Source organism: Chamaesiphon sp. VAR_48_metabat_403, assembly GCF_031422475.1.
In the GTDB taxonomy this organism is placed as follows: Bacteria; Cyanobacteriota; Cyanobacteriia; order Cyanobacteriales; family Chamaesiphonaceae; genus Chamaesiphon.
Map to the genome: position 1 here is coordinate 1 of NZ_JANPLS010000193.1, position 24,237 is coordinate 24,237.

General features: G+C 41.4%; 19 protein-coding genes and 1 pseudogene. 14 read left to right on the forward strand and 6 right to left on the reverse strand.

Annotated elements, in window-relative coordinates; all coding sequences use genetic code 11:
- From RMO79_RS09210 to RMO79_RS09255, 10 genes are all read left to right on the forward strand, one after another.
- On the forward strand, window positions 1–199 hold a 199-nt coding region (locus RMO79_RS09210), incomplete at its 5' end, for a hypothetical protein (RefSeq protein ID WP_310482826.1).
- 264 nt (window positions 200–463) lie between these two features.
- Window positions 464–2,782 (forward strand): protein kinase domain-containing protein, encoded by a 2,319-nt coding sequence (locus tag RMO79_RS09215; RefSeq protein WP_310482827.1) that lies wholly within the window; start codon window positions 464–466, stop codon window positions 2,780–2,782.
- 560 nt (window positions 2,783–3,342) lie between these two features.
- Window positions 3,343–4,188 (forward strand): ABC transporter permease, encoded by an 846-nt coding sequence (locus RMO79_RS09220; RefSeq protein ID WP_310482848.1) that lies wholly within the window; start codon window positions 3,343–3,345, stop codon window positions 4,186–4,188.
- A 60-nt stretch (window positions 4,189–4,248) separates the two neighbouring features.
- The gene (locus RMO79_RS09225) at window positions 4,249–5,592 is read left to right on the forward strand and encodes an ABC transporter ATP-binding protein (RefSeq protein ID WP_310482828.1); all 1,344 of its coding nucleotides are present in this window, start codon (window positions 4,249–4,251) and stop codon (window positions 5,590–5,592) included.
- A 1-nt stretch (window position 5,593) separates the two neighbouring features.
- A complete protein-coding gene (locus RMO79_RS09230; RefSeq protein WP_310482829.1) occupies window positions 5,594–6,349 on the forward strand; it encodes a class I SAM-dependent methyltransferase in 756 nt (251 codons plus the stop codon).
- Between the two features lie 124 nt (window positions 6,350–6,473).
- The gene (locus RMO79_RS09235; protein WP_310482830.1) at window positions 6,474–7,445 is read left to right on the forward strand and encodes a glycosyltransferase family 2 protein; all 972 of its coding nucleotides are present in this window, start codon (window positions 6,474–6,476) and stop codon (window positions 7,443–7,445) included.
- 9 nt (window positions 7,446–7,454) lie between these two features.
- Window positions 7,455–8,780, forward strand: coding sequence for a glycosyltransferase (locus RMO79_RS09240; RefSeq protein WP_310482832.1), 1,326 nt, complete (start codon window positions 7,455–7,457; stop codon window positions 8,778–8,780).
- Window positions 8,781–8,786: 6 nt separating this feature from the next.
- Window positions 8,787–9,719 carry a glycosyltransferase gene (locus RMO79_RS09245; RefSeq protein WP_310482834.1) on the forward strand — a complete coding sequence of 311 codons (933 nt, stop codon included), beginning with the start codon at window positions 8,787–8,789 and terminating at the stop codon, window positions 9,717–9,719.
- A gap of 32 nt (window positions 9,720–9,751) precedes the next feature.
- On the forward strand, window positions 9,752–10,903 hold the full coding sequence (locus tag RMO79_RS09250) for a glycosyltransferase family 4 protein (RefSeq protein ID WP_310482835.1): 1,152 nt from the start codon (window positions 9,752–9,754) through the stop codon (window positions 10,901–10,903).
- A 2-nt stretch (window positions 10,904–10,905) separates the two neighbouring features.
- The gene (locus RMO79_RS09255; RefSeq protein WP_310482836.1) at window positions 10,906–11,976 is read left to right on the forward strand and encodes an acyltransferase; all 1,071 of its coding nucleotides are present in this window, start codon (window positions 10,906–10,908) and stop codon (window positions 11,974–11,976) included.
- Between the two features lie 107 nt (window positions 11,977–12,083).
- On the opposite strand, the pseudogene RMO79_RS24495 reads toward RMO79_RS09255, so the two are convergent.
- Window positions 12,084–12,410 (reverse strand): annotated as a pseudogene (locus RMO79_RS24495) (hypothetical protein); the annotation flags it as partial.
- 72 nt (window positions 12,411–12,482) lie between these two features.
- Entirely contained in the window at window positions 12,483–12,881 is a 399-nt protein-coding gene (locus RMO79_RS09270; RefSeq protein WP_310482839.1) for a hypothetical protein, read from the reverse strand.
- A 352-nt stretch (window positions 12,882–13,233) separates the two neighbouring features.
- On the opposite strand from RMO79_RS09270, the gene RMO79_RS09275 reads away from it, so the two are divergent.
- Window positions 13,234–14,259, forward strand: coding sequence for an alcohol dehydrogenase catalytic domain-containing protein (locus RMO79_RS09275; protein ID WP_310482840.1), 1,026 nt, complete (start codon window positions 13,234–13,236; stop codon window positions 14,257–14,259).
- A gap of 317 nt (window positions 14,260–14,576) precedes the next feature.
- Window positions 14,577–15,926 (forward strand): MFS transporter, encoded by a 1,350-nt coding sequence (locus RMO79_RS09280; protein WP_310482841.1) that lies wholly within the window; start codon window positions 14,577–14,579, stop codon window positions 15,924–15,926.
- A 74-nt stretch (window positions 15,927–16,000) separates the two neighbouring features.
- Here RMO79_RS09280 and RMO79_RS09285 read toward each other — a convergent pair whose 3' ends face one another.
- The 3 genes from RMO79_RS09285 to ispG form a co-directional block, all read right to left on the reverse strand.
- Window positions 16,001–16,138 (reverse strand): hypothetical protein, encoded by a 138-nt coding sequence (locus RMO79_RS09285; protein ID WP_310482842.1) that lies wholly within the window; start codon window positions 16,136–16,138, stop codon window positions 16,001–16,003.
- An 8-nt stretch (window positions 16,139–16,146) separates the two neighbouring features.
- Window positions 16,147–17,436 (reverse strand): carboxyl-terminal processing protease CtpC, encoded by a 1,290-nt coding sequence (gene ctpC, locus RMO79_RS09290; protein WP_310482843.1) that lies wholly within the window; start codon window positions 17,434–17,436, stop codon window positions 16,147–16,149.
- A 393-nt stretch (window positions 17,437–17,829) separates the two neighbouring features.
- Entirely contained in the window at window positions 17,830–19,053 is a 1,224-nt protein-coding gene (gene ispG / locus RMO79_RS09295) for a (E)-4-hydroxy-3-methylbut-2-enyl-diphosphate synthase (RefSeq protein ID WP_310482844.1), read from the reverse strand.
- Between the two features lie 409 nt (window positions 19,054–19,462).
- On the opposite strand from ispG, the gene RMO79_RS09300 reads away from it, so the two are divergent.
- Window positions 19,463–22,642 carry a patatin-like protein gene (locus RMO79_RS09300; protein ID WP_310482845.1) on the forward strand — a complete coding sequence of 1,060 codons (3,180 nt, stop codon included), beginning with the start codon at window positions 19,463–19,465 and terminating at the stop codon, window positions 22,640–22,642.
- Between the two features lie 225 nt (window positions 22,643–22,867).
- Here the strand turns inward: RMO79_RS09300 and yidD are convergent, their stop codons facing one another.
- Window positions 22,868–23,389, reverse strand: a complete 522-nt coding sequence (gene yidD / locus RMO79_RS09305) for a membrane protein insertion efficiency factor YidD (RefSeq protein WP_310482846.1) — start codon at window positions 23,387–23,389, stop codon at window positions 22,868–22,870.
- Window positions 23,390–23,528: 139 nt separating this feature from the next.
- Between yidD and RMO79_RS09310 the strand changes: the two genes are divergently transcribed.
- A partial coding sequence (locus RMO79_RS09310; protein WP_310482847.1) for an alanine--tRNA ligase-related protein occupies window positions 23,529–24,237 on the forward strand: 709 nt, incomplete at its 3' end.

Consider the following 24,237-nt stretch of genomic DNA (forward strand, 5'->3'; position numbering starts at 1 on the left):
CAGGCGGGTAGAAGTAATTACCCCGATCGAAGATCCAGACATTTCTAAAGATCTACAAGAAATATTGGGAATAATGTTAGCAGACAACCGTCAAGCTTGGGATATGCAAGCCGATGGCAGCTACAAACAACGTCGCCCCCAAACTGGAGCGGCGGCAGAAAGTACCCAACAAATCTTGATGGACATGGCAAGCCAATAAATTTTAGCACCTAGTACTCAGACCAATCTCGTAACCGAGAGCCTCTGATGAGAGAGAATTATCAGCACATTGGCTCAGTCATCACAGCCACCGCGACGACTGGAACAACCTTATCTGGTTGATTTAGGTATTCAAGCGTAGGTAAAATGTGTCGTTCTATTGCTCTCAATCTCTTATTTCTGGAGATGTCCATTATAATGACTTAACGGCTTTTCTTCATTTACCATAAATTATAATTTCGTTTCTTTAGCTGGTATTTCTCCTATGAGCTTATGCATCAATCCCAACTGCAAACAAAGCAATTCCGAACAACAATTGTTTTGTAAAAGCTGTGGCTCGGAAATATTACTATTGGGACGCTATCAAGTAGTCCGGTTGTTGAGCGAAAAAGGTGGCTTTGCCGATACTTACGAAGTCATGCATCACGGGGTGATGCGGGTGTTGAAAGTACTTAAAGACAGCAATCCGAAAGCGATCGAGTTGTTCCAGCGAGAATTTGAAGTTCTCAATCAATCCGACCATCCCGGCATTCCCAAAGCTGAAGAATATTTTGAATTTATGCCGCGCGATAGCTCGGTACCATTGCAATGTCTGGTAATGGAAAAAATTCTGGGTACCGATCTCGAAGAATATATCAAACAGTGCGGCAAACCGATCGACGAACGCTGCGCGATTGAATGGCTAGATCAACTCGCCCACATTCTCCAAGTCATCCACGATCGCAAGCTGCTCCACCGCGATATCAAGCCGTCTAATATCATTCTCCAACCAGATGGACAGCTCGCCTTAATCGATTTTGGTGCGGTGGGACGGTTCGATTTGGGCAGTACTCAATCGCCGATTAGCCCGACTTTTATTTATACTCCAGGCTACGCGGCTCCAGAACAAACTCTGGGTAAAGCCGTACCAGAATCTGACTTTTTTTCCCTGGGACGCACCTTTGTCTATCTGTTGACTGGCAGGCAAATTGTTGAGATGCTGGATGCCGATCGCGCCTTTAATTGGGAAACTCATGTCACGCATATTTCCCCCGGATTTGTCAGCGAGATCGATCGGATGATGCGCGAACGCGTAGGCGAGCGACCCCGCAGTGCGACCGAAATTATCGACTGGGTGCGTGAAAATCGATCGATCTCCAAATCGCACGGTAACTTTCACCACAAACCGACCAGTTTACCCACCCATCCCACCCCGCCGATTTCGCCCAGTCAATCAGCAGAAACTGTCATTCCAGCATCAACTGTGCCCAGCGTTAATTCAACCCCCACAAGGGCACCTGCTAACGTTCCCAGCTCGGTTCCCGTCACTCAAGTTGTCAATCCTACTGCCAAATCTCCCGACCCCAAAAAATCTCAGCGCAAGGGTGCGATAATCTTGGGTGCGATCGCGGCGATAGCTCTATTAGGATCTGGTGCTTATGGCATCAGTCGATTATTCAATCGGCAATCCTCCCCCAACCCCGTCGCCCAAAAAGATCGGAGCGATGGTGGGGGTACTAATGTTACCGCTAGCAAATGCGGCGCGCAAGAACTAGTCAAAAAATCTGGTAACCTTTACGGCGTAATTGAAATCGGCAGTAAAGGCATTAAAGCCGAAGTAATTCAAGAGCTGGAGAAACTCAATGATGCTGGCTTTAAATATGTCGCTCGCGACGATAAAGAAGATATCGAATCGCGCAATGTCAATGCTACCGTTCCCAGCACCAAAGATGATACCGTCGCCGCAGTAAGTGCCGTAATGGCAGAAATGCAACAGCGGTTTTCAATTCCCTGCGAACAAATTGTCATCTATGGTAGCAGCGGGTTAGCAAAAAAAGCTCCCCACAAAGACGAACTACTTGCCGCAATTGAGACAGCTACCGGACGGAAGATGGAATTTATTTCGGCGGCTGATGAAGCTAGATATGTCTTCGATGGTGTCGTCCCCGAATGGCGGCGCAGTGAAGTTATTTCTGTCGATATTGGTTCTGGCAACACCAAAGGCGCATTTCTCAAAAGCGGACAGAAGGAAGATGAAACTTATAGCGTCCCCGTCGGTACTGCCGATTTTTCTAGGGAAATCGACAAAAAACGCGGCGACAAAAGTTTTACACTTGCTGCTGAAGAGCAGAAAAAAGCGATCGTCATTCCCGAAATTCGCAGTGCCATTCAACTAAAACCCGCGCTGCTCAACTCGCCGCGCGTCTATTTAGCAGGGGGCATCTCTTGGGCATTAGCAACGCTCACTCACCCCTGCGATAAAGAACAGACGGTGGTACGTAAAGAAGAGCGCGTAGCAAGCTTTACAAAGCTGCGGGCGGAAGATATCAATACTTTTTATAATAATGCTACCCGCGATCGCAAAACCCTGTTTCAGCCCAACCTCAGTGCTTGTACGCCCGAACAATTAAAGAAAGTTCAAAAGGATATTGATAAAATTAAAACAGACGCTTTTTCTGAGAACGATCTGATTGCTGGGGCAGAAATTTTGCGGGCTTTTTCTCAGGAGCTAAAGTTTTCAGAGAAAGAAAGTATTTTCTTTGCTAGGTATGCGATCGAAGCACTGCCGATCGGCTATTTGATTCAGCAGCTCGAAAAACGCTAGAGTAGGGGATAGGGAAGAGTGAACAGGGAATCGTATTAATTATTTCCAGTTCTCGCTTATCATTTTCACAACCAATTAGAGGGTGGAGATCGTGACCGATCGAGATAAACTTAAAAGAATTAAAGCTACAGATATTTACCCTTGACAACATAGTTGGGTGACTTACATCACTATAGCGATCCTAAATGAAACGCTTGACCCTCTTTTTCTTACCTCTGCGCTCTCTGCGCCTCTGCGGTTAAATTCATTAATATTTAAATACTAATGAGCAAGGAAATGATTTAGGATTGCTATATCTTAACAAAATACGCTCTTAATCTTTTGGTGCTAATATTTGCATGGAAATGGAAATATATCTGCGAAAAATGCTGAGAGATTCTTTTGTATCCGTAAGGGCTAAGTATAAAAAATGCCTCATACTGAATAAGGGGATCGATCTATACAGAATCAGATATTGCTAATATATATTTGACTACGATCTGGGACTTACAGTAATATACTCAAACCGAGACATTACTGTACTAGCTCGCATATACTGGAGGCAGTGATTGTTGAATTCGATGCGTGGTATTTTACATAGAGCTGGAAAGCTACGAAGATTAATTCCTCTTACCGATCGACAGTGGGCTAAATTTGACTTGCTCAGAACCTTGGTACGTCGAGATTTAGAAGCTCGATACAAAGGTTCGGTACTAGGAAATTTGTGGCCATTAGTCAATCAACTATCGCAGCTACTGATTTATACTTATGTATTTGCGATTGTATTGAAAGTCAAACTCAGTCTTCACGGCGTTCCAGAGAATAACTTTACTTATGGCTTATGGCTATTTGCAGGATTGTTACCCTGGATTTCCTTTACAGGTGGTTTTACACAAGCGGCTGGTGCGGTCATTGGTCAGCCCAACTTAGTCAAAAAAGTAGTATTTCCACTGGCACTGTTACCTCTAGTTCCAGTTTTATCAGTGTTTATTGAAAGTGCCTTTGGACTGATGATTTTAATTTTTTTCGTAGCTTTAACCACTCATACTTTACATAATACTCTGGCTCTGTTACCTTTGGTGTGGTTGACCCAACTGTTATTTACGGCTGGGCTGGGTTATCTCGTAGCAGGTCTGACAGTTTTTCTGCGGGACATACCACAAACGTTGGGAGTAATTTTAAATCTTTGGTTTTATATGACACCAATCATTTATCCTCCCTCCGCAATTCCTGAGGCTCTTCGCGGTTGGATATTTTGGGTAAATCCGATCGCAGCGATCGCCGAGATTTATCGAGACATTATCTTAATTGGAGAGATAAAGCATTGGAGTGAGTGGGGTGTAGCTTCAGTAACATCAATATTTATTTTTTGGCTTGGTCTAAAAGTTTATAAATACCTGCGTCCGGCTTTTGCAGATGTGTTGTAGTTAGTCTAGTCGCATTCTTTGGCGAAATACAGGTAAATTTTAAGGAGTTGAAATTCAGGTATGGGAGAAGAATTAGCAATTTCTTTGAAGAATGTGTCAAAATGCTTTAAGCGTTACGATCGACCGCTAGATAGATTAAAAGAAGTTGTACTACCAAATAAAAACTATGCCGATGATTTTTGGGCATTACAAAATATCGATCTAGAAATTCCCAAAGGCAGAACGGTAGGGATAGTAGGTCGGAATGGATCTGGCAAAAGTACGCTATTGCAGATTATAGCTGGAACATTAACGCCGACAACTGGCGAAGTTCATGTCAAGGGTCGAGTATCTGCTTTATTAGAACTAGGATGTGGTTTTAATCCAGAATTTACAGGACGGCAGAACGTATTTTTTAACGGTCAAATATTAGGTCTCGATCGAAGAGAAATTGAAGAGAAGTTTGATGAGATTGCTGGATTTGCAGATATCGGAGACTTTATCGACAGACCTGTCAAGACTTACTCTAGTGGAATGTTTGTCCGCTTAGCATTTGCCGTCGCAGTAAATGTTAATCCAGAAATCTTAATTGTTGATGAAGCCTTGGCTGTTGGCGACTTTGTATTTCAACATAGGTGTATGCGTCGGATGCGAGAGTTGATGGATTCAGGAGTAACAACCTTATTTGTTACTCATGATGCTGGCGCGATCAAAAGTTTATGTAATTCAGCCGTGATGATTCATGATGGGAAAATATTTACTTCTGGTCTCCCAAATCCAGTAATCGTTGAATATCTCAAGTTAGTTACAAATTTAGAATTAGATGGGCAGCAGGTAATCAATACCAAAAATAAAGATAAAATAGAACAATCTAAAACTTCAGAAGAATCAAAAAATACAGATGACATTGCCGACCTGACAGCCACCGATGGTAATTTTGGTAAATCTACTCGAAGAGGTAGTGGAAAAGCTAAGATAGAAGCAATTAAATTCATCAATCAATCAGGTAATGATGCTGGCGAGCATCCCACTTTTATGTTCAATGAAAAAGTAACATTAGTTGTGAGTTTAAAAGCATATGAAGTATTGCAAGGCTGTATAGTAGGGTTTTATGTTTGCGATAAAAATGGTAATGAAATCATTGGCAGCAATACTTTTGAAGAAGGTATTCCGATTGACTGTTTACAGATGGGAGAGCAACTAGAAATTCAATTTCAGTTTAAGCTACCTTTAAGACCTAACTCTTATAGCTTGACAGTTGCAGGTGCTCAAAATTATCAAGATATAACTTTTGACTGGATTGATAATGCAATTATATTTCAAGTATTGCCCCCAGACACTGGAAAAAATATTCATGTCCTCGTCGATCAACCTACGATCGTCAAAGTAGAAAGACAATCTTCAGAAAGATTATTGTCAATCTAGTTTGTTTGAAATTGAAATTGAAATTATTATGATTATAGATGAAGATTGGCAGAAGGATTATCCAAGTACTGAGGAAGTTACTGAAGAATCTCTTGATGATAATAGTAGTCTCAAAAAGATGCTGAATTTGGTTGAAGACGGTCGAGATCGAGATGTTATAGATTTTGGCTGTGCAACAGGTTATTTGTCAAACCTGCTGCAAAAAAAAGGATGTACGGTTACAGGTATTGAAATCAATGTAGATGCAGCAAAAATAGCTGAAAAGTACTGCCAACAGGTAATTGTAGCCGATCTAGACTTTGTATCTCTTACAGCTATCTTGCCCAGTCATAAGTTTGATGTTGCAATGTTTGGAGATGTCCTAGAGCATCTAAGAAACCCATCTAAAACTCTAAAAGAAACCAAACAAATTTTAAAAGAAGATGGTTATGTAATTGCTTCTATTCCAAATATTGCTCATGCAGCGATTCGATTGTCATTACTTCAAGGTAGATTTGAATATACAGACTTGGGCATATTAGATAACACACATCTTAAATTTTTTACTAGAAAGACAGTTAAGGACTTATTTGAAAAAGCTGGTTATTTGGTAGAAATAATTGATTGTACTAAATTAGATTGTTTTTCTGAAAGTAGCTTAATACCTCAAAATGAAATATCTGAATTTCACGTCGATACAATTAGAAAAATTCAGGAGGACGAAGATTGTGATACTTTACAATTTATAATTAGAGCATATCCACTTTCTCAAAATTAACTATAAAAAGTATAATTGATTTCTGATTTCAAGCATCCTAGATTATCGATCGAGTGAAGATTATCAACAAATGGAAAAAGTTTATAGTTCAGTTAAATTTTATTTGTAAATCAGTGAAAAGTATATGCATGAAAGATATGATTTTTGCGTGTCTGTAGTAATTCCTGTCAAGAACGGAGCTGAATACATAGATGAAGTTTTACAATCAGTGTTCTCTCAAACATGTAACTTTGACTATGAAGTTATAGTTATTGACTCTGGATCTACAGATCGATCGCTAGAGATTTTAAAAGAATATGACGTTAAATTAATTCAGATTAAACCTGAAAAATTTAATCATGGACTGACACGTAATTTTGGAGTAGAAAACTCCCAAGGAAAATTCATTGCCTTTCTGACGCAAGACGCTACTCCAGTTAACGATCGATGGCTACAAAATATTGTAGATCCATTTCTAGAGAATCCAAATATCGCTGGAGTATTTGGGAAACATTTGCCTAGAGAAAATTGCGATCCGATAGTAGCGATCGGATTACAGCGACATTTCGACCTTAACATATCTACGAATAGAAAATACTGGAAAAAGGATAATGAGTATGAAAATAATAGGGGTGTTTATATTTTCTTCTCAAATAATAACTCATGTATTAGAAAGTCAGTTTGGGAGAAGATTCCCTTTAGAGAGGTTGAGATGAGTGAAGATCAATGGTGGGCACAGGATATTTTGGACAGTGGATACTTGAAGTTTTATGAGCCAGATGCGCTGGTTTATCACTCTCATAATTACTTTTTCATAGAATGGTTTCAAAGACAGTTTGATGAGTATCGAGAATACACAAGAATTGGAGTTGTTAATCGAGCTTCTTTTTATAATGCGTGCAAGAGCTTCATCGGTTTGTGTGTGAAGGATACCAATCAATTATTAAAAATTTCGGAAATCCCTGCGTTAAAAAAAATAAACTGGATATTGGTACGAATTTTAAATAATCTTGGTATGGTATCTGGACAATTTTGTGGTTCTAGATATGATATGATACCGACTGTTGTAGTGGAAAAAATTCTTTCTCAGCAATCCCAAAGAATCAACAATAGATAGAAATAGAAAATGCTATTAAAAAGAATACATGCCATTACAAATAAGTTTTTCAATAAATGTAGGGAGATAGGCTTTTTCCCAACTGTCGATATTGTTTTTTCTAAAATCAAGTCAAAGCTAAAAACTAACAAAGGTTATCAAATTATTCAAGCACCTTTATCAAGCTCTTATGATGTGATATTGAACGGCTTGAAATACGCCAAAAAAGTATCTAATCAACAGGACAACCATATACCAAAATCTCAATCTAAGGAATTAGAGTTTGTATGGCTTGTCCCTTTTTTCTCAAAAGGTTCAGGTGGACATAAAACCTTATTCAGATTTGTCAAAGGATTAGAAGACATGGGTTGTAAATGTCATGTTTATATAGTAGGTGAGTATGATGTAAGCCTAACTACTGATAACATTAGAAACCAAATACGTGAATATTTCGAGCCAATAAATGCGGACGTGAAAATTTATTACGCTGAAGATATTCAGGAAGAATCAGATATTGTAGTCTGTACATCATGGATTACGGCCTATGCCGCGTTAACCTTCAATGCAAATTCAAAAATATATTTTGTTCAAGACTATGAACCTTCCTTTTATTCTTTAGGCAGTTATTGGTACCTAGCAGAGCAGACTTATAAGTTTGGTTATTACCATATCACTCATGGAGCATGGCTGACTAATTTCCTTAGAGAAAGTTATGAATCACAAGCTGATTATTATGATATAGCAGTTGATAGAAATATTTATTATCCGCGCACGAAAATTAAAAATCCACTTATCAAAAAATTTCACCAGGATAAAAACTTTAAAGTTTGTTTTTATGGACGGAGTGTTACACCAAGACGTTGCTTTGAATTGGTGGCAATGGCTTTACATCTCTTTTCAGAGAAGGTCGATCAAATTACATTAATATCATACGGTTGGAATGACATTCCTGCTCTATCATTTTCGTGCCACAACTTAGGTATGCTATCTCCAGATGAGTTAGCAGAACTTTATTCAGTTTGTGATGTTTGCATTGCACTTTCTGCTACTAATATATCTTTAGTTGCTCATGAATCAATTGCTTGCGGTTGCGTTCTTATGGACTTAGCGGTAGAAAATACTGCTGACTATTTAATGCATCTTCAGAATAGTTACCTAGTAAAACCATTGCCAACAGATATATGTGATGGCTTAATAAACTTGTATCAGGATAGAGAGCTTCTGAAAAATATTAAACAAAGTTCTTTTCAATATATATCAGAAAAAACAGGATGGGAAAATCAAGTTCAAAAATTATATAGTCTAGTCAAAAGTTATGACGGTAACGCATCCGATCGCGCCAGTCAAAAAAATTAATATTAGTTGTGGAAAGTATCAAAGTTGATGCGAAATAAGACAGGAGCATATATTACTATCTATGAAGATAGAAAAGCTGCGATCGAGTGCATCACAGCTATCAATTCACAAAATTTATTAGTGAATTGTATATTTTTAGTAGATAATTCCAAGCAGAAATTAATTGAATCGTTTGATAATGTTGTTGTACACCACTTTCCTGCGAATATTGGAATTAACAAAGGTTTAATAATGGCATTGGATTGGGCAATAGAAGAAAATTACAATTTTTTATGGACTTTCGACCAAGATAGTGTCCCCCACAAAAATTGTCTTTCTAATCTTATAGAAGTACATCAAAGTTTAATAGAGCAAGGAAATAGAGTAGGTATAGTTGCACCCACTGCTTACGATCGAAGAAGTCAAGTAATAATAGGTGGAGTTAATTTTAAAAATGATAAATTCACACACTGTAAATATAATAGTTGCATCCAGATGTATGAATGTGATGCCCCGATAACATCAGGATCTTTAATAGATATAAACGCAGTTAAACTGATAGAGATACCTACTGTTGATTTATTTATAGACGGGGTAGATTTTGATTATGGATTAAGATTGAAAAAGCAAGGATTCAAAAACTTTGTTGTGACGAATGCTAAATTAGACCATAGCTACGGAACTCCGATTAATATTAGTATTCTCAATTACAAGTTTGTATTCCAATCATACTCACCCTTGAGATATTACTACGCATGTCGCAACACTACATATTTAGCGATGTATTACGCCAAAGGTCTTTATAAAGTTACTGCTTCTCTTCATCGGATAAAAACTACCATTCTTAAAGTTATTGCAATTATCCTGTTTGAGAGAAGTAACAAAAAAAATAGTGTATTTGCATGTTTTATTGGTACATTTGATGGATTTACAAATAAAATGACAAATACACGATATTGAGATGTAAATCTCAAGCAACCTGACAAAATCTGATGTGTAAATTACGGGTTTTACTGGCAATCGATGAGGCAAGTCTGGGCGGTGGTCAAACACATGTATTACTCTTAGCTAAGTATTTAGATCGGGCAAACTTTGGGGTAGAGATCGCTACAAAGGAGACAGGATGGCTGGTTGATGAAGTTCGCAAACTGGGGGCAATTGTCCATCCGATTGACATTGCCAACAATTTAAGCTGGAAATCTTATCAAAGTGTTCGCCAGCTATTTGCAGATCGTAAGTTTGATGTCGTACACACTCACGGAGGAACGGCAGGATTTTGGATGAGATTAGGTGCGATCGGACTTAAATCAAAACCAATTCTCGTTCATACTTATCATGGATTGCACTATCTAAATTTTTCACAGGCATTGAATCGATCGATTTCCCAACGACTTAAGGGTATTATCTTTAAACAGATCGATCGGGTCTTATTGACTTATACAGATCGCATAATTTGTGTCTGTCGTTCGGATTATGATAAAGCGATCGATGTTGGCGTGGCTCATCCCGATCGCACATCAATTGTTTACAATGGAATTGAAATTGATAAATTTTCTCATCCACTGGGTAATGAGAACGAGCGACATCAGCATCGCAACAGCGCAAGACAGCTCTTTGGGATCGATCCTACAGAGTTTATATTTGGAAATGTGGGTAGACTCCACGAACAAAAAGGTCACGAATACTTGTTACGAGCTTTTGCCAAGCTAGATAATTGTAGTCGGTTGGCGATCGTCGGTGATGGAGAACTCCGAGATGAGTTGATTTTGCTAGCAGATAAGCTAAAAATTAGCGATCGCGTCTTATTTTTAGGTGCGCGTAACGATGTGAGCGAGTTTCTAGCTGCAATCGATACCTTCGTGCTGCCATCGCTATGGGAGGGTCAACCGATTGCCCTTTTAGAGGCATTAGCTAGCGGTAAGCTGTGTATTGCTAGCAATGTTAATGGTATTCCCGAAATCATTAATGGTGTTAATGGTTACTTAGTTCCGCCTCAAGATATCAATGCCTTAGCAACTGCCATGAAACTTGCAATCGATCTTCCAGAGCTTTTGCCGTCACCAACCCAATTGGGGTGTGGCAAGCTGCCGCCTCGATTTTTTGCAGAACAAATGGCAGCAGAAATGGCTAAGATATATTTTTGATTATGAAATCATCATCTGGGTTACACTTTATTGCTCTCGATCACGTCAGAGCTTTGGCAGCGTTTATGGTTGTTACGTGGCATTTTATTCACGCAACGAATGGTTATCCAGTTCCCTTCAGCTATGTGCCAGAACTATTCCCACTCTGTCTACTTGATGAGGGACATACTGGCGTGGCTCTGTTTATGACTCTCAGTGGCTACTTATTTGCAAAACTAGTTGATGGTAAATCAATCAGCTTCGGGGCATTTATTTGGAATCGCGTTTTACGTTTGCTCCCACTGCTTGTGATTGTAATTTTGATTACTGGTATTAAGACCTTACTAGATGGCATGAGTCTTTCCAATTATGTCCATTATATTATGCAAGGAATCTTGTTACCTACCCTTCCTAATGGTGGATGGTCGATTACGGTAGAATTTCACTACTATATAATGCTTCCCATGCTTCTGTGGATGCTTTCAAAATCGAATAGATGGATTCTTTCGATCGTTGCACTATCTATTGCATTGCGCTTTTTTCTACACCATGATAGAGGTGAAATTCAATCATTAGCTTATTGGACGATTATTGGCAGAATAGATCAGTTTGCATTGGGCATGTTTGTCTGCCAGTTCCGCACTCATTTTGCGCACTGCCATAAAATTGCACTAATAGCAATTTTGACTTTAATGATGGTTTATTGGTATTTCGACATTCAAGGCGGCTTTTATAATTATCCTTCTTACCCATCCCATAGTCCGTTTTGGATAATTCTTCCAACTATCGAAGGTATTGCATATGCCATTGGTATTGCTTGGTACGATAACTCTTTTTCCTTCTCGACATCCGGATTATCAAAGTTTATTAGTTTGATAGGCAGATATTCCTATTCCATATACCTGCTTCACTTCTTTGTGGTATTTGCCGCAGCTCAGTTTGTGAACGAACGAATCATGAGTATCTCCAATTTTTATCTAGCCTGTTTTTGGTCTCTTATTTTCTTTCTGTTAATGATGATTCCAGGATATATTAGCTTTCGATTCGTTGAATCACCTTTCCTTAAACTAAGAAAAAATTACATAAAGAAGTAATTATTTTCTAATATCTAAACTCAATTTTATATGCTTTAGCAAAGATAAAAATAGATCGATGGGGGCAACTTATAACCTTATAACGATATGTACTTGTCATCCTCCCAATATCGAGGGGAAACTACTTCTAGTAAAAAGATCGTTACTATTTCCTCATCCCACAGCACGTAGTTAGGTCTGAGTTCTTCGTCATAGCAGCGGTCTACACCCAAACGCAGAAAGGCATCAGGGACGATCTGTGGTAACTCTGGACTATTATAAATGCCCATATCGACTGCAAACAAACAATCCTGGCACTGTTCCTACAGCATCAGCAAGATAGACTGGAGCAAAGCCGGGATGAATTCTTGGAGTTCGTTATCCGCTGGTGTTTCATCTGAGTCCAGTAGTTCGTCAGATGAAGGTAGATATCTTGGAGGATTATAATCTAGTATCATGCCTCGCAATTCTTGATTAACTACAATATGCTATTTGCCCCAATCTGCATTTCCCGATGCAGTGCTATTTCAACTCAATTGCGAACTTTTGACGATTGGGGCTTTAATTGGCTTGCGCTCTGCTTTTGGCTCGAAAACGATCGGACAAGACCAATCGACATCCCACCATTTACAGTGTTGCACCAGATCGTTGGGATCGGGAATTAGTCCGAGTAAATCTTCGCGATTGGTATCGAGAAATGCCCCGGTAGCCACATCCATAAAGACGGTATTTAACAGCTTAAAATGTTGTTTGATTTTAATTTTGGTACCGTCGGCTGTTTGATAAACCCTACTTTCAAAAAATTTGTTGACGCTCCCACCATCCCTAGACCATTGGTTGGTACTGCCAAATTTGACCCATTGCACAGTACCATTGGCAAAATAAACTATCACCAATTTAGGATCTTCTACTTTTTTTTCGTTCATATGGAATATATACGGTAAGAAATTGTGCTTAACGATCGCTGACTCGGTATCAGTTGTTCGATACCCACGCTCGTTGGCGGAGCCTTTCCCCTGGAGAATTGCTGTGCCTGCACAATTGCAGTTAGTTCGATGCACTAGGGACAGAAGCTTTGCCGATAACGATTGGCAACCTAAAACACTATATTATATCCTGTCTTTCGCTCAAAGGTCTGCGATCTGTAACAACAATGGCTGGCGATCTCAATTATGCTCATACCACCGCCGATCTTTGCAGATCGCCGTGCTAGATTTTCGATCGCAAATTTGCCTATACTAGAATGTCTCTCTATTAACTGTTGTAGTTAATCATATCGTGTTAGCAGCCCTCTTGTACGGTCGCGAAGACCTTAGGCTCGAAACCCTCGACACTCCCGTACCCGCCGAAGGTGAAGTTGTCATTGAGGTCGCCGCCGCCACTACTTGTGGCACCGATCTCAAGGTCTGGCGGCGCGGCGGACATGCAAAAATGCTCAAGCCACCGACCCGATTCGGGCATGAAGCAGCGGGGAAAATTATCGCGCTGGGTGCTGGTGTCAGCGATTGGCAGCTTGGAGATCGGGTAGTTGCCAATAATTCTGCACCGTGCATGAATTGTTTTTTTTGTCAACGGCAAGAATATTCGCTCTGTCCCAATCTTACTTGGAATAACGGTACCTTCGCGCAGTATTTAAGCATTCCCGCACCAATCGTCCGACACAATTTACTGGCAATTCCAGCCGATCTCGATGCCGAGTTAGCGGCAATGACCGAACCCTTGGCGTGTGTTTTACATGGGGTGGCGCGAAGTGGCTTTACCCCCGATTCTAGAGTAGTAGTAATTGGGGATGGCGCGATCGGGTTGATGTTTGTCGCGGTGATGGCGAGTCAATGCCAGTCGGTGTGGTTATTTGGTGGTAACGATCGGCGGTTGGAGATCGGGGAAAGTTTGGGAGCCAGAAGAACGTGGAATTATCATCAGGTGGATATTCCTAACACTGTGAGGGATTTAACTCAAGGATGGGGTGCGGATATCGTTATCGAAGCGACGGGGGTGCCAAGCGTCTGGGAAACGGCGATCGCTTGCGGTCGTCCGGGTGCGACGATTAATTTATTTGGTGGTTGTCCGAAAGATACGACGATTAGCGTTAATACCGACAGGCTTCACTATAGCGAACTCACGCTTAAAGGTGTGTTCCATAATACTCCCCAACACGTCCGTGCGGCTCTAGGACTGCTCGCGAGTCGGCAAATTCCGTTTGAGTTATTAATTAGCGATCGTCGTCCCTTGACCGATTTAGCACAGACTTTTGAGGATATGCGGAATCGAGAGGTAATTAAGGTGGCGATGATTCCTAATTAGGGAGATGGGAGTAAGAAGTAAGAAGTAAGGAGTAAATTACGGCTAAAGCCTATTCCCTATTCCCTATCCCCTATTCTCTAGATCGTGTAATTAATGACTTTGCCAAGAGTATCGATAGTATAGATTGTACGATCGATCTGGGAATAATAAGTTAAGAAATTATGCGATCTATCCATGTGCAAAAATGTCAGACTTATCGATTTGGAGATAGATAGGACGATTCGTGCTGGCTGCTTGCCAGTGGAGCCAAACGATCTAGAAAAATTAACTGGTACATACCCTCTCCACGATCGAATCGCATCGATCGTGGAGAGGGTATGTCAAACAGAGAACCCAGCTTTGTGGAGTGTCGATCGATGACACTTAAACTAGAAAAAAAACCGCAGCTTCGATCGACAAAACCTGTTAAGTCGCTGATAAATTCGACTTTACGGATCGTGCTATTTATCAATTTCATTAATGCGCTGAGTCTGATTGCTTTAATTCTCAATATTTATAACTATGGTAAGACTTTTGGTTTGAGTGACTTTCAAACCAGTTTTTTATTTGCGATCTACTCGTTCTCTCAATTTTTAGCCGCACCAATTATTGGCAAATTATCCGATCGATTCGGGCGCAAACCATTATTAATTATTAGTCTAGCTGGGACGGTATTAGCCAACTTCATAGTTGGGACGGCAAACACCGCCAGCATCCTTTTTATCGCGCGATTTTTAGATGGGATCACTGGGGGGAATATTTCAGTAGCGCAAGCAATTATTACTGATATTACCGAACCTGAAGAGCGCGCCCGTGCTTTTGGTTTATTTGGCGCATCGCTGGGGATTGGGTTTGTCGTTGGGCCGTTAATCAGTTATCTGACGATTAAGTTATCGCTGGGGGCACCATTTTTAGCTTCTTCAATTTTAGCAGCGATCGCCTTAATATTAACGTTCTGGCAGTTACCAGAAACACTCAAACAAGCTGCACCTAAAACTGGTAATCTTTTCGATTTAGGGCTAGGAAAAATATTTACTGGTTTTAAAATTCCCAGAGTGGGTGCTTTGCTGATGGTAACTTTCTTAACGAGTATTACCTTTGGCATGTTTACCTTTGGCTTCCAGGCTTATTATATTAAGGTCTTAGCTCAAGATTTATCTTCCTTCGATTTGCTATTTTTTAGCTTTGGTATTTTGGGTGCTATGATGCAAACTATCGGTATTAAATTTTTGAATAAAAAGCTGAATGCAGGTCGCATTCTACTGTTAGGATTACTATTTAGGAGTATTTGCTTTGCACTAATGCCGATAATTCCTAACGTTGTTTATTTTGTTGTTGTAAGTTTGATATTCTCGGTCTTTAATTCGTTGATTCAACCAATGATTAGCAATCTTATTTCGCTCAATACAAAACCATCGGAGCAAGGGATGACTTCTGGCTTGAACGCCGCTTATTTGAGTATTGCGACTGGGATCGGACCAGTCATCTCGGCACTGCTAGTCGATCGACAAACGATCGAATCTGCCGAGAAATTAGCAAAAGAAACTGGTGCAGCGGTTAATATTAGTAGTTACTATAGCTATGGTTATCCACTCTATGTTGCAGGTATTTGTGCTTTTGCAGTATTGTTATTAGCCATCCACACGCGACGACAATACAATTATCCTCTAAATAGTAATTACAATTAGCTAGATAGTATTAACATCGTTAAAAATGGGATTGATTAAATAATCAATCCCATTTTTAGATATTGAGGTAGCATTTAATTACCTGTCGTAAACCACAGATAGTAGAGCGATTTACTTAAATAACGATTGGTAAGATTAGTTACCGATCGTTCGAGGTTGCAATTGGGAGTAACTTCTGGTTTGCACGACGCATCGGTAAGAGTTGTCGGCAAACTGTTAGTTACTTTTTTTGGGCTGCATTCCCGCTATTGGCGATCGCGACTTGGAGAATTTGCAAAGCCTTGGCATACTGAGGATCGGCTGGAGTGGCAACTTTAGTCCGATCCTTGATTAAGGACTGAATTTGTGGTTTGGATAGTTTCACTTCAACATCGGGCTTAATACCCGCACGGTTGATATCTTTACCGCTAGGAGTAAAGTATTTAGCGATCGTTACTGCCATCCCCGCACCTTCGGACAAGGGACGCACGGATTGTACCAAGCCTTTACCAAAGGTGGTAACACCAACGAGTTGGGCGCGTTTGTTGTCTTGCAGCGCGCCAGAGAGAATTTCACTAGCACTTGCCGAGCCGCCATCGACGAGAATGACCAGGGGTTTTTTGGTGAGAGCGGTATTATTGGCTTTACTGATATCTCCCGTGCCTTGGCGGTTGACTGTAGAGACAATTTTGCCATCATCCAACCACATCCGGGCGATATTGATCGCACCATAGAGCAATCCACCAGGATTCGATCGTAAGTCGAGGACATAACCCGTCGCACCTTGACTTTCAAGTTTTTGAATTGCCGCACCCATCTCGGTGGAAGCATTGGCACTAAACTGTTTGAGTCGGATATACCCGATGCCGCCGAGTTCTTTGGGTCGATACTTGGCTTCGACGGGGTGAATTTCGATTTGTTGGCGCAGGAGGTTAAATTCTAAAACTTGACGATTGTCCCGTTGAATGGTGAGTTTTACACTCGTGCCTTCTTTCCCGCGAATCAGTTGGACTGCCTGATTGACATCCATGCCTGTGGTGCTTTTACCGTCAATTTTGGTAATGATATCTTTAGACAAGATGCCAGCTTTAGATGCTGAAGTATCTTCGATTGGGGCAATTACTTCGAGTTTCTTGGTTTTCTCGTTTTGGCTCAGTTGAATCCCCACCCCAATTAACTGACCGGAGGTATCGACTTGCAGATCTCTAAATTCTTTAGGATCCATAAAACGAGTATATGGATCGTTGAGATTTTTGAGCATCAGTCGGATTGACTTGTAAGCTTCTTCCTTGGTCTTGTAATTTTTCTCGACGACGTATTTTCTGCGAAGCGCGCGCCAATCTTTCTGATTGAATGTGCCATCGACGTATTGTTTATCGACAATCTGCCAAACTTCATCGACTAATTCTTTGGGACTATTTTTGAAGAATGCAACACCTTTAGGAAGATGAAGCCCCGCACCAGTAACGGCTACTGCTGTGAGTACGACTGCGGTGGCACCAATAACTAACCCGTGTTTTTCGATCTTCATGATTTACGTCTGAATTAGCAGGAAAGGAAAAGTTAATGCGATCGGATGAAGCTTGGCTTAGCACCAATTACAGGCAAGGTAGATGTAGCTACTCAAGGCACATATACTAAATCTTAGCATATTCATAATCTGGATTTGCTGAGATGGGAGATGGAAGACGAGGGGGCGGGGAGACGGGGGGACGGGGGCAGGGCTGATTCATTCGTTTTTTCAATCATCCGATTAAGTGATTTGGACCTTCACTCGCGGATTTATTAGCTCAAAATTGCCAATCCGACACCCGAATTTTCGGGCTTTTCATCTTGACAATCCGTGCCTAATAGGGGATGAATCAGCCTTGGGGACGGGGGGACGGGGAGCTAGCCTGCATTATTCCAAAATCTATTCCCTAAATTACTCTGGCTCAAACCACCGATCGTCTGCTTTAATTAAAGCAATTAATTCTGCCACACCATCGGCTTCGGGTACCCGTTTAATTTCATCGCGACCACGATATAGGGAAATATAGCCAGGTGTTTTGCCAACGTAGCCATAATCGGCATCTGCCATTTCGCCAGGGCCATTGACGATACAACCCATCACAGCGATATCCAACCCCGTGAGGTGATTTGTTGCCGAGCGGACTTGATGGAGGACTGTTTCGAGATTGAATAGCGTCCGACCGCATGAAGGACAGGCTACGTATTCTACCATCGTTTTCCGCAGTCCTAACGACTGGAGAATGCTGTAGCAGACCGGAATTTCCTTCTCTGGAGCTTCAGTAAGAGACACGCGCAGAGTATCGCCGATGCCTTCGGCGAGTAGGGTGGCGATTCCCGCAGTAGATTTAATTCTGCCGTACTCACCATCGCCAGCTTCTGTGACTCCTAGATGAATTGGATAATCCATCCTGGCTGCATCCATCCGTTGTGCGAGTAGTCGATATGCGGCTAACATTACAGGCACGCGCGAGGCTTTCATCGAGATGACGAGATTGTGAAAACCAAAAGACTCGCAGATCCGGACGCATTCTAGTGCGGACTCAACCATTCCTTCAGGAGTATCACCATAAGTAAATAACATCCGTTCGGCGAGGGAACCGTGATTGACCCCAATTCGCATCGCTTTGTTTTGGTCGCGCAGCGAAATGACTAGCGGTTCGAGCATCTGGCGAATGTTATCGCCGATTTCGGCAAATTCAGTCGGAGTGTATTCGGTTCGATCTGGCTTGGGTTTTTCAAACACGTACAAGCCAGGATTGATTCGCACTTTATCGACATGTTTGGCTACTTCTAGGGCGATTTTCATGCCATTGTGATGGACATCGGCGACGAGGGGAACGATTTGGTATGTATCGATTAATTTTTGCTTGATTTGAGCCAAAGCTCTAGCATGTGCCATGCTGGGGACGGTAACGCGGACGATTTCACAGCCGATCTCGTGCAGACGGCGAATTCCGGCGACGGCACCATCGATATCTAGTGTATCTTCATTGATCATCGACTGGACGACGACTGGGTTGTTACCGCCGATAATTACACTACCAACCGCAACAGGACGGGTCTGACGACGATGAATAGTGGTGTCTGTACCTAAATTACTATAAGCGGACTGAGTGGGTGCTGGGATGGTCTGCATATACAAACAAGGATGGGATTTGGATGTAATTATCTACCCTTTAGCTTGCCACAAGATGGTCGTTTGGTGTGGGTTATCTTAATTCTCCGATCGATGTTTGAATGGAACGAGCCGATGTGCCGCAGGAGATCGGGTCGCTCGACAGTAACCGATTGTAGCATAACTGAGATGATGTATGCTCGATTGTAGTGTATTCGATAGTATCGATCGTTATTCAAAAATCGATTCTTTGACCAGAAGACTGCTATCTTCAACTATTCGCCACGGAGCCTGTTAAAATGTACGGTAATCACTCCAATAATTGTGGTCGCTATATAGTGACTTTCGATAATAAGCTGTAAGATCGGCTCGATCGCACCACACTCTGACCCCGAACTTTCTGCCCCGTTATTGCTTTTAACCTGCAATCATGTCTAATCAGCGTAGCTATTATCGACCCCAGTTTTTACGTGAAATACAATTGGGTTTGGTAGTGTATGGTGGTGTATCTTTAGCAATTTATACTCATGGTGTTTGCCAGGAGTTTTATCATGCAGTACGCGGTCGAGGTATTTATAAATTAGTCAAAGCATTAACCGATGCCGATCTGGTGGTCGATGCTATTTCTGGTAGTTCGGCAGGGGGCATTAATGGCATTTTACTAGGCTATGCGATCGCCAATAGTACCGATCGCGAGCTGGTAGATTTCAACTCGTTTGCGAGGATTTGGCGCAATAGTGGAGATCTGCTTGAGTTACTTAAAAAACCAAATTTATTTAAATCGCAACCTGGCGGATCTAGTATTAATAATGAAAGTTTTTACCAACGGGGCTTGTTTTCAATATTAAGTGAAGGTATCGATCGTAAACTGCCCCGTTCGCCGCAAGAATGGTTCTCAAATACCAAAGAATTGGATCTGGCGGTCGCTGGGACTGATTATTTAGGTAAAGTAGATCGAACGCTCGATGAAAATCCGATCGCTCTGCGCGCAAAAAATCATCGCACCTTATTTCGGCTCAAGCATCGTCAAGGACGTAAAGAACCATTCAATCCATATTATCGCGATTCGGAGTTGCCGCGATCGCCCACCGACACGTATCGCGCATTGGTTAAATTGTGTCAAATTACGGCGGGTACTCCCGTGATTTTCCCACTCGTAGAAGTCGATCTTCAAGACAGACAAAATTTAGTGGATCGGCAGTTAGTAACGTGGGGAAAACTTGCTAAATACTATTCTCCCGATCTACCGCTAGATCGTGGTGATAAATTATATTTTCTCGATGGTGGTTTGCTCGATAATGCCCCATTAACATGTCTGATGAAAGATATGTATTACCGACTACCAGATCGATCCGGTCAACGCAAATTGTTTTATGTCGATCCGAATCCCGAACATTTAAACGATCGATTACAATTAGGTAAAAAACAACAGTCGCGGATGGGGAAAATTCTCCAAGCTGCTGCTTTCTCAATTCCGATCCACCAAAGTATCACTAACGATCTACAGAAAATTCAGGAACACAATCATAAAGTACGTCGCTATCAAAATTCACTCGATCTAGCAGAAGTAGATATCGAGTCTCAACAATTACTAGATAGTAGTAATCGAACTCAATCTCAAATCTATTTGCGGGGTAGACTTTTTGATTTTCGAGATCGGAACTTACCCCTATTATTACAATCAGATCTGGGATCTCAAAATACCCATTACTCAGCCATTCTCGATAAAATCGAACGGATAGTTACGAGTAAATTTTCTAACAGTCAAGATCGCAACCATCACTATAAGTTACTAGATCGATTCGAGTCACAAATTATCGATCTGGATGTAGAATACAGTATTCGCAAACACTTTTATTTAATCGATCGGATTGACGATTTACTTCATCTCAGCCTGCCCGAAACTACTTATCATCGACTCCAATCTTTATCAGTGCAGTTAAGCTGTAATATTAAACTGTTGGAAGTAATTCGAGCGAGCATCGAGTTATTATTGAGCGATCGATCGATGGGTAATTACTTTTATTACTTAATCAACCAAGAAGGCAACGATCGACGGTTGCGGGCATTAGTCTACGAATTAATCTTTAGATTGCATCGATTTTTACTCAACGGTACTAAACTTCAGACATTTATTCCTAGCGATACATCTGGGTCGAATTTAGAAACTATTAATGTTTATTTTTGGCTAGATTTACCAGAAATGGCTGCCAAAAACGACCGGACGCGGTGGTTGTCGCAGACCCAAATTTCGAGCGTCTTCGCTCAATTAAAACAACGCATTGCCGAATTACAGCACAGTACTAATCTTCATCCCTTAATTTGGGCAGATCGGGAACTAGAATACGATAACGATCGCAATCAAAACTTTCCGAGTATCTTAAAACAAATCTCTCTAGCTGCTGAAGTGACGATCGAGAAATTGGGAGATCGCTACACCGAGCAATTGCTCAAACAATGGCATACTTTTGAATTCATCGATCGTGAGTTATACCCATTCGAGTATCTAACTAGCTTGCACGAAAAGGCGATCGTTAATCCGATCTGTATCAGCCCAGACAGTGCTCAATTAGGTATTGGTAAAGGTAAAAATACCCAACAGAAACTCGGTGGCGATAAACTCTATAACATTGGTGGGTTTTTCAAAAAATCTTGGCGATCTAACGATCTACTTTGGGGTAGGCTGGATGGATTGAATCGAGTTTTAGAAGGAATAATTACCCCCAAATCTGTGACCGCTTTTGCTAATTTCGTTCAGAGAGAATCAACTCGTACGAATTGTACTCCATCTCAATATTTAGATTGGCTGCTAACCGAATCATTACCTCACTTATCGGGCAACGAGCGTCACAAGATCGGTCAACATCTAGAAAAATTAGCGCAACCTGAATTGAAGATCGATCGCACCGAACTTCAGAAAATTTTAGCAGACTTAGTTTTTGCCGGACAACACGATATCTTAAATAGCGACGTTCATTCTGCGATCGAAGGTATGGACGAACAAACTGGTTGGTGGCGACCGCCAGGAGATAATCAACCAGCTAATGAAAATTGGATTTTTAGCAAGATCGATCTTAATTCAGCAACTTCCCCATCACCAACATCTAATCCTAATGCGATCGGGCGGATCGTCCATCAATCTCTCACCAATCTAGCTACCCAACAGCAACATTTCTTTCGCCATCAATATCGCGTTGGGATCGATAAACTGTCGGAGAATATGCCATTAGGTAAGTGGATCGATCTATGTACCAAAATTGTCCTCATTCTGCGGAGTTTACTAGTTAAAGTATTTAGAACATCCGCTCGCACGCAGACCATTAGACATCCCCTCTATCACTGGCTCGATGGCAGTTTGCAATCGATCTATTGGTGGTTGCAAGGAGGTAGCATCAAAATCGGTACCGTTCATAAACGACCCCGAATTATGCTGTTGCAATTTTTAGGAATTGCTACCGCACTTTCTGGAATTCTTTTAGCGTTTATATTATCGCCATTGTGGTTGTTATTATCGCTACCGAGTGCCATTGCTTGTTGGTTTTTACAAGATATCCGCCTAAAACGCTTGACTGGTAGCAAGAATGATTCATTTCTACCACCATCGCAATAATTTAATTTTAAAGCTAAGCTGTTGACGATCGAGTACCTACTGACATTTGTGAAAATTGCGGTGAGTATCACCTCAGCCAAATTACAACAGCAGCAATAAAGTTGGGGACACAGGGAACAATTGCCCCAATGCCTTGGCTTGAAATTTACTATGCCAATGAGTAAAATACTTGAATTATTCGCTATGTCTGGGTTTGAAGAAGTGGATATTACCCCTACTTCACTTTTAAGGGCTACAATCGCAACCACCAAAATCACAGCCACTACAATCAGCAGCGTTAAAAATACCATCACCATTAGTATCGCAGCCATTGGTATCACAGCAATTAGGAGGATCGATGGCACTACCACAATCACAACCCGATTGTTCTGTGTTATGGACTTCTTTTATTTTTTGTTCTTTGTTTTTTTCAGAATTTTTTTTGCTTCCAAATTTTTGAGATTGAAGGATAGTGTGAGCCTCTTTACATTCGGCAAGACGATCTGGAAAAAGTTGAAGTGATTTTGATAGTCCTTCCTTTGCAACGCTCTCACGGAAATACCCAGAGCAAGAAACTTTGCCGTATAGCTTACGATGGGCACATGAAAAGCCTTTATGGGGAGATATATATCGCTGATAGTCACGGATCGCAAAATCAACCAAGCTACCTGTAAATTCCTGAAGACCAATTGTATCCAAGAATTCACTAAAGGTAATCGATCTGGTCATTACGGTAGCAATAATTCCGCGTTGGTTAGTAAATTGCATCTGGTAAATACTCAGTAATATACCTTAGTATGCCCAAGGCTTAATTAAAATCCCACTACAGCCGGATTGTTATTGCTGAAGCCAAAAATGGCACAATAGAGAGATAGCTACTATACTTGCCTCCCTATATTAAAGTCCTATGTCTGCTCTCAAACTCAGTGGTGCCGAGATTCGTCAAGCCTTCCTCGATTTTTATAGCCAGCGGGGACATCAGCCGTTGCCGAGTGGTTCGTTGGTACCTGAAGATCCGACGGTGTTATTAACGATCGCGGGGATGTTACCATTTAAGCCGATCTTCTTGGGTCAACGCCAGCCAGATTTTCCCCGTGCGACGACTTCTCAGAAGTGTATCCGTACCAATGATATCGAGAATGTGGGACGGACGGCGCGGCATCATACGTTTTTTGAGATGTTGGGCAATTTTAGCTTTGGGGACTACTTTAAAGAACAAGCGATCGAATGGGGTTGGGAAATCTCGACTAAGGTGTTTAATCTGCCCCCTGAGCGGTTGGTTGTCAGCGTGTTTGAGGATGACGATGAGGCTTTTGCAATCTGGCGGGACAAGATTGGCGTGAATCCCCTGCGAATTAAGCGGTTGGGTGCGGATGATAATTTCTGGGTGTCGGGGCCGACAGGGCCATGTGGGCCATGCTCTGAGCTTTATTATGATTTCCATCCCGAATTGGGGAATGACAATATCGATTTGGAGGATGACAGCAGATTTATTGAGTTTTATAATCTGGTGTTCATGCAGTACAACCGCGATGTTGATGGCAATCTCACGCCGTTGGCGAACAAGAACATCGACACGGGGATGGGCTTGGAGCGGATGGCGCAAATCCTGCAAG

Bases quoted from the DNA above. Each gene is read 5' to 3' on its own strand.
- ispG (WP_310482844.1), bottom strand. From the start codon at position 19,053: ATGCAGACCATCCCAGCACCCACTCAGTCCGCTTATAGTAATTTAGGT.
- ctpC (WP_310482843.1), bottom strand. From the start codon at position 17,436: ATGAAGATCGAAAAACACGGGTTAGTTATTGGTGCCACCGCAGTCGTA.
- RMO79_RS09240 (WP_310482832.1), top strand. From the start codon at position 7,455: ATGCTATTAAAAAGAATACATGCCATTACAAATAAGTTTTTCAATAAA.
- RMO79_RS09280 (WP_310482841.1), top strand. From the start codon at position 14,577: ATGTCAAACAGAGAACCCAGCTTTGTGGAGTGTCGATCGATGACACTT.
- RMO79_RS09270 (WP_310482839.1), bottom strand. From the start codon at position 12,881: ATGAACGAAAAAAAAGTAGAAGATCCTAAATTGGTGATAGTTTATTTT.
- RMO79_RS09255 (WP_310482836.1), top strand. From the start codon at position 10,906: ATGAAATCATCATCTGGGTTACACTTTATTGCTCTCGATCACGTCAGA.
- RMO79_RS09250 (WP_310482835.1), top strand. From the start codon at position 9,752: ATGTGTAAATTACGGGTTTTACTGGCAATCGATGAGGCAAGTCTGGGC.
- RMO79_RS09235 (WP_310482830.1), top strand. From the start codon at position 6,474: ATGCATGAAAGATATGATTTTTGCGTGTCTGTAGTAATTCCTGTCAAG.
- RMO79_RS09300 (WP_310482845.1), top strand. From the start codon at position 19,463: ATGTCTAATCAGCGTAGCTATTATCGACCCCAGTTTTTACGTGAAATA.
- RMO79_RS09225 (WP_310482828.1), top strand. From the start codon at position 4,249: ATGGGAGAAGAATTAGCAATTTCTTTGAAGAATGTGTCAAAATGCTTT.
- RMO79_RS09215 (WP_310482827.1), top strand. From the start codon at position 464: ATGAGCTTATGCATCAATCCCAACTGCAAACAAAGCAATTCCGAACAA.
- RMO79_RS09220 (WP_310482848.1), top strand. From the start codon at position 3,343: ATGCGTGGTATTTTACATAGAGCTGGAAAGCTACGAAGATTAATTCCT.
- yidD (WP_310482846.1), bottom strand. From the start codon at position 23,389: ATGCAATTTACTAACCAACGCGGAATTATTGCTACCGTAATGACCAGA.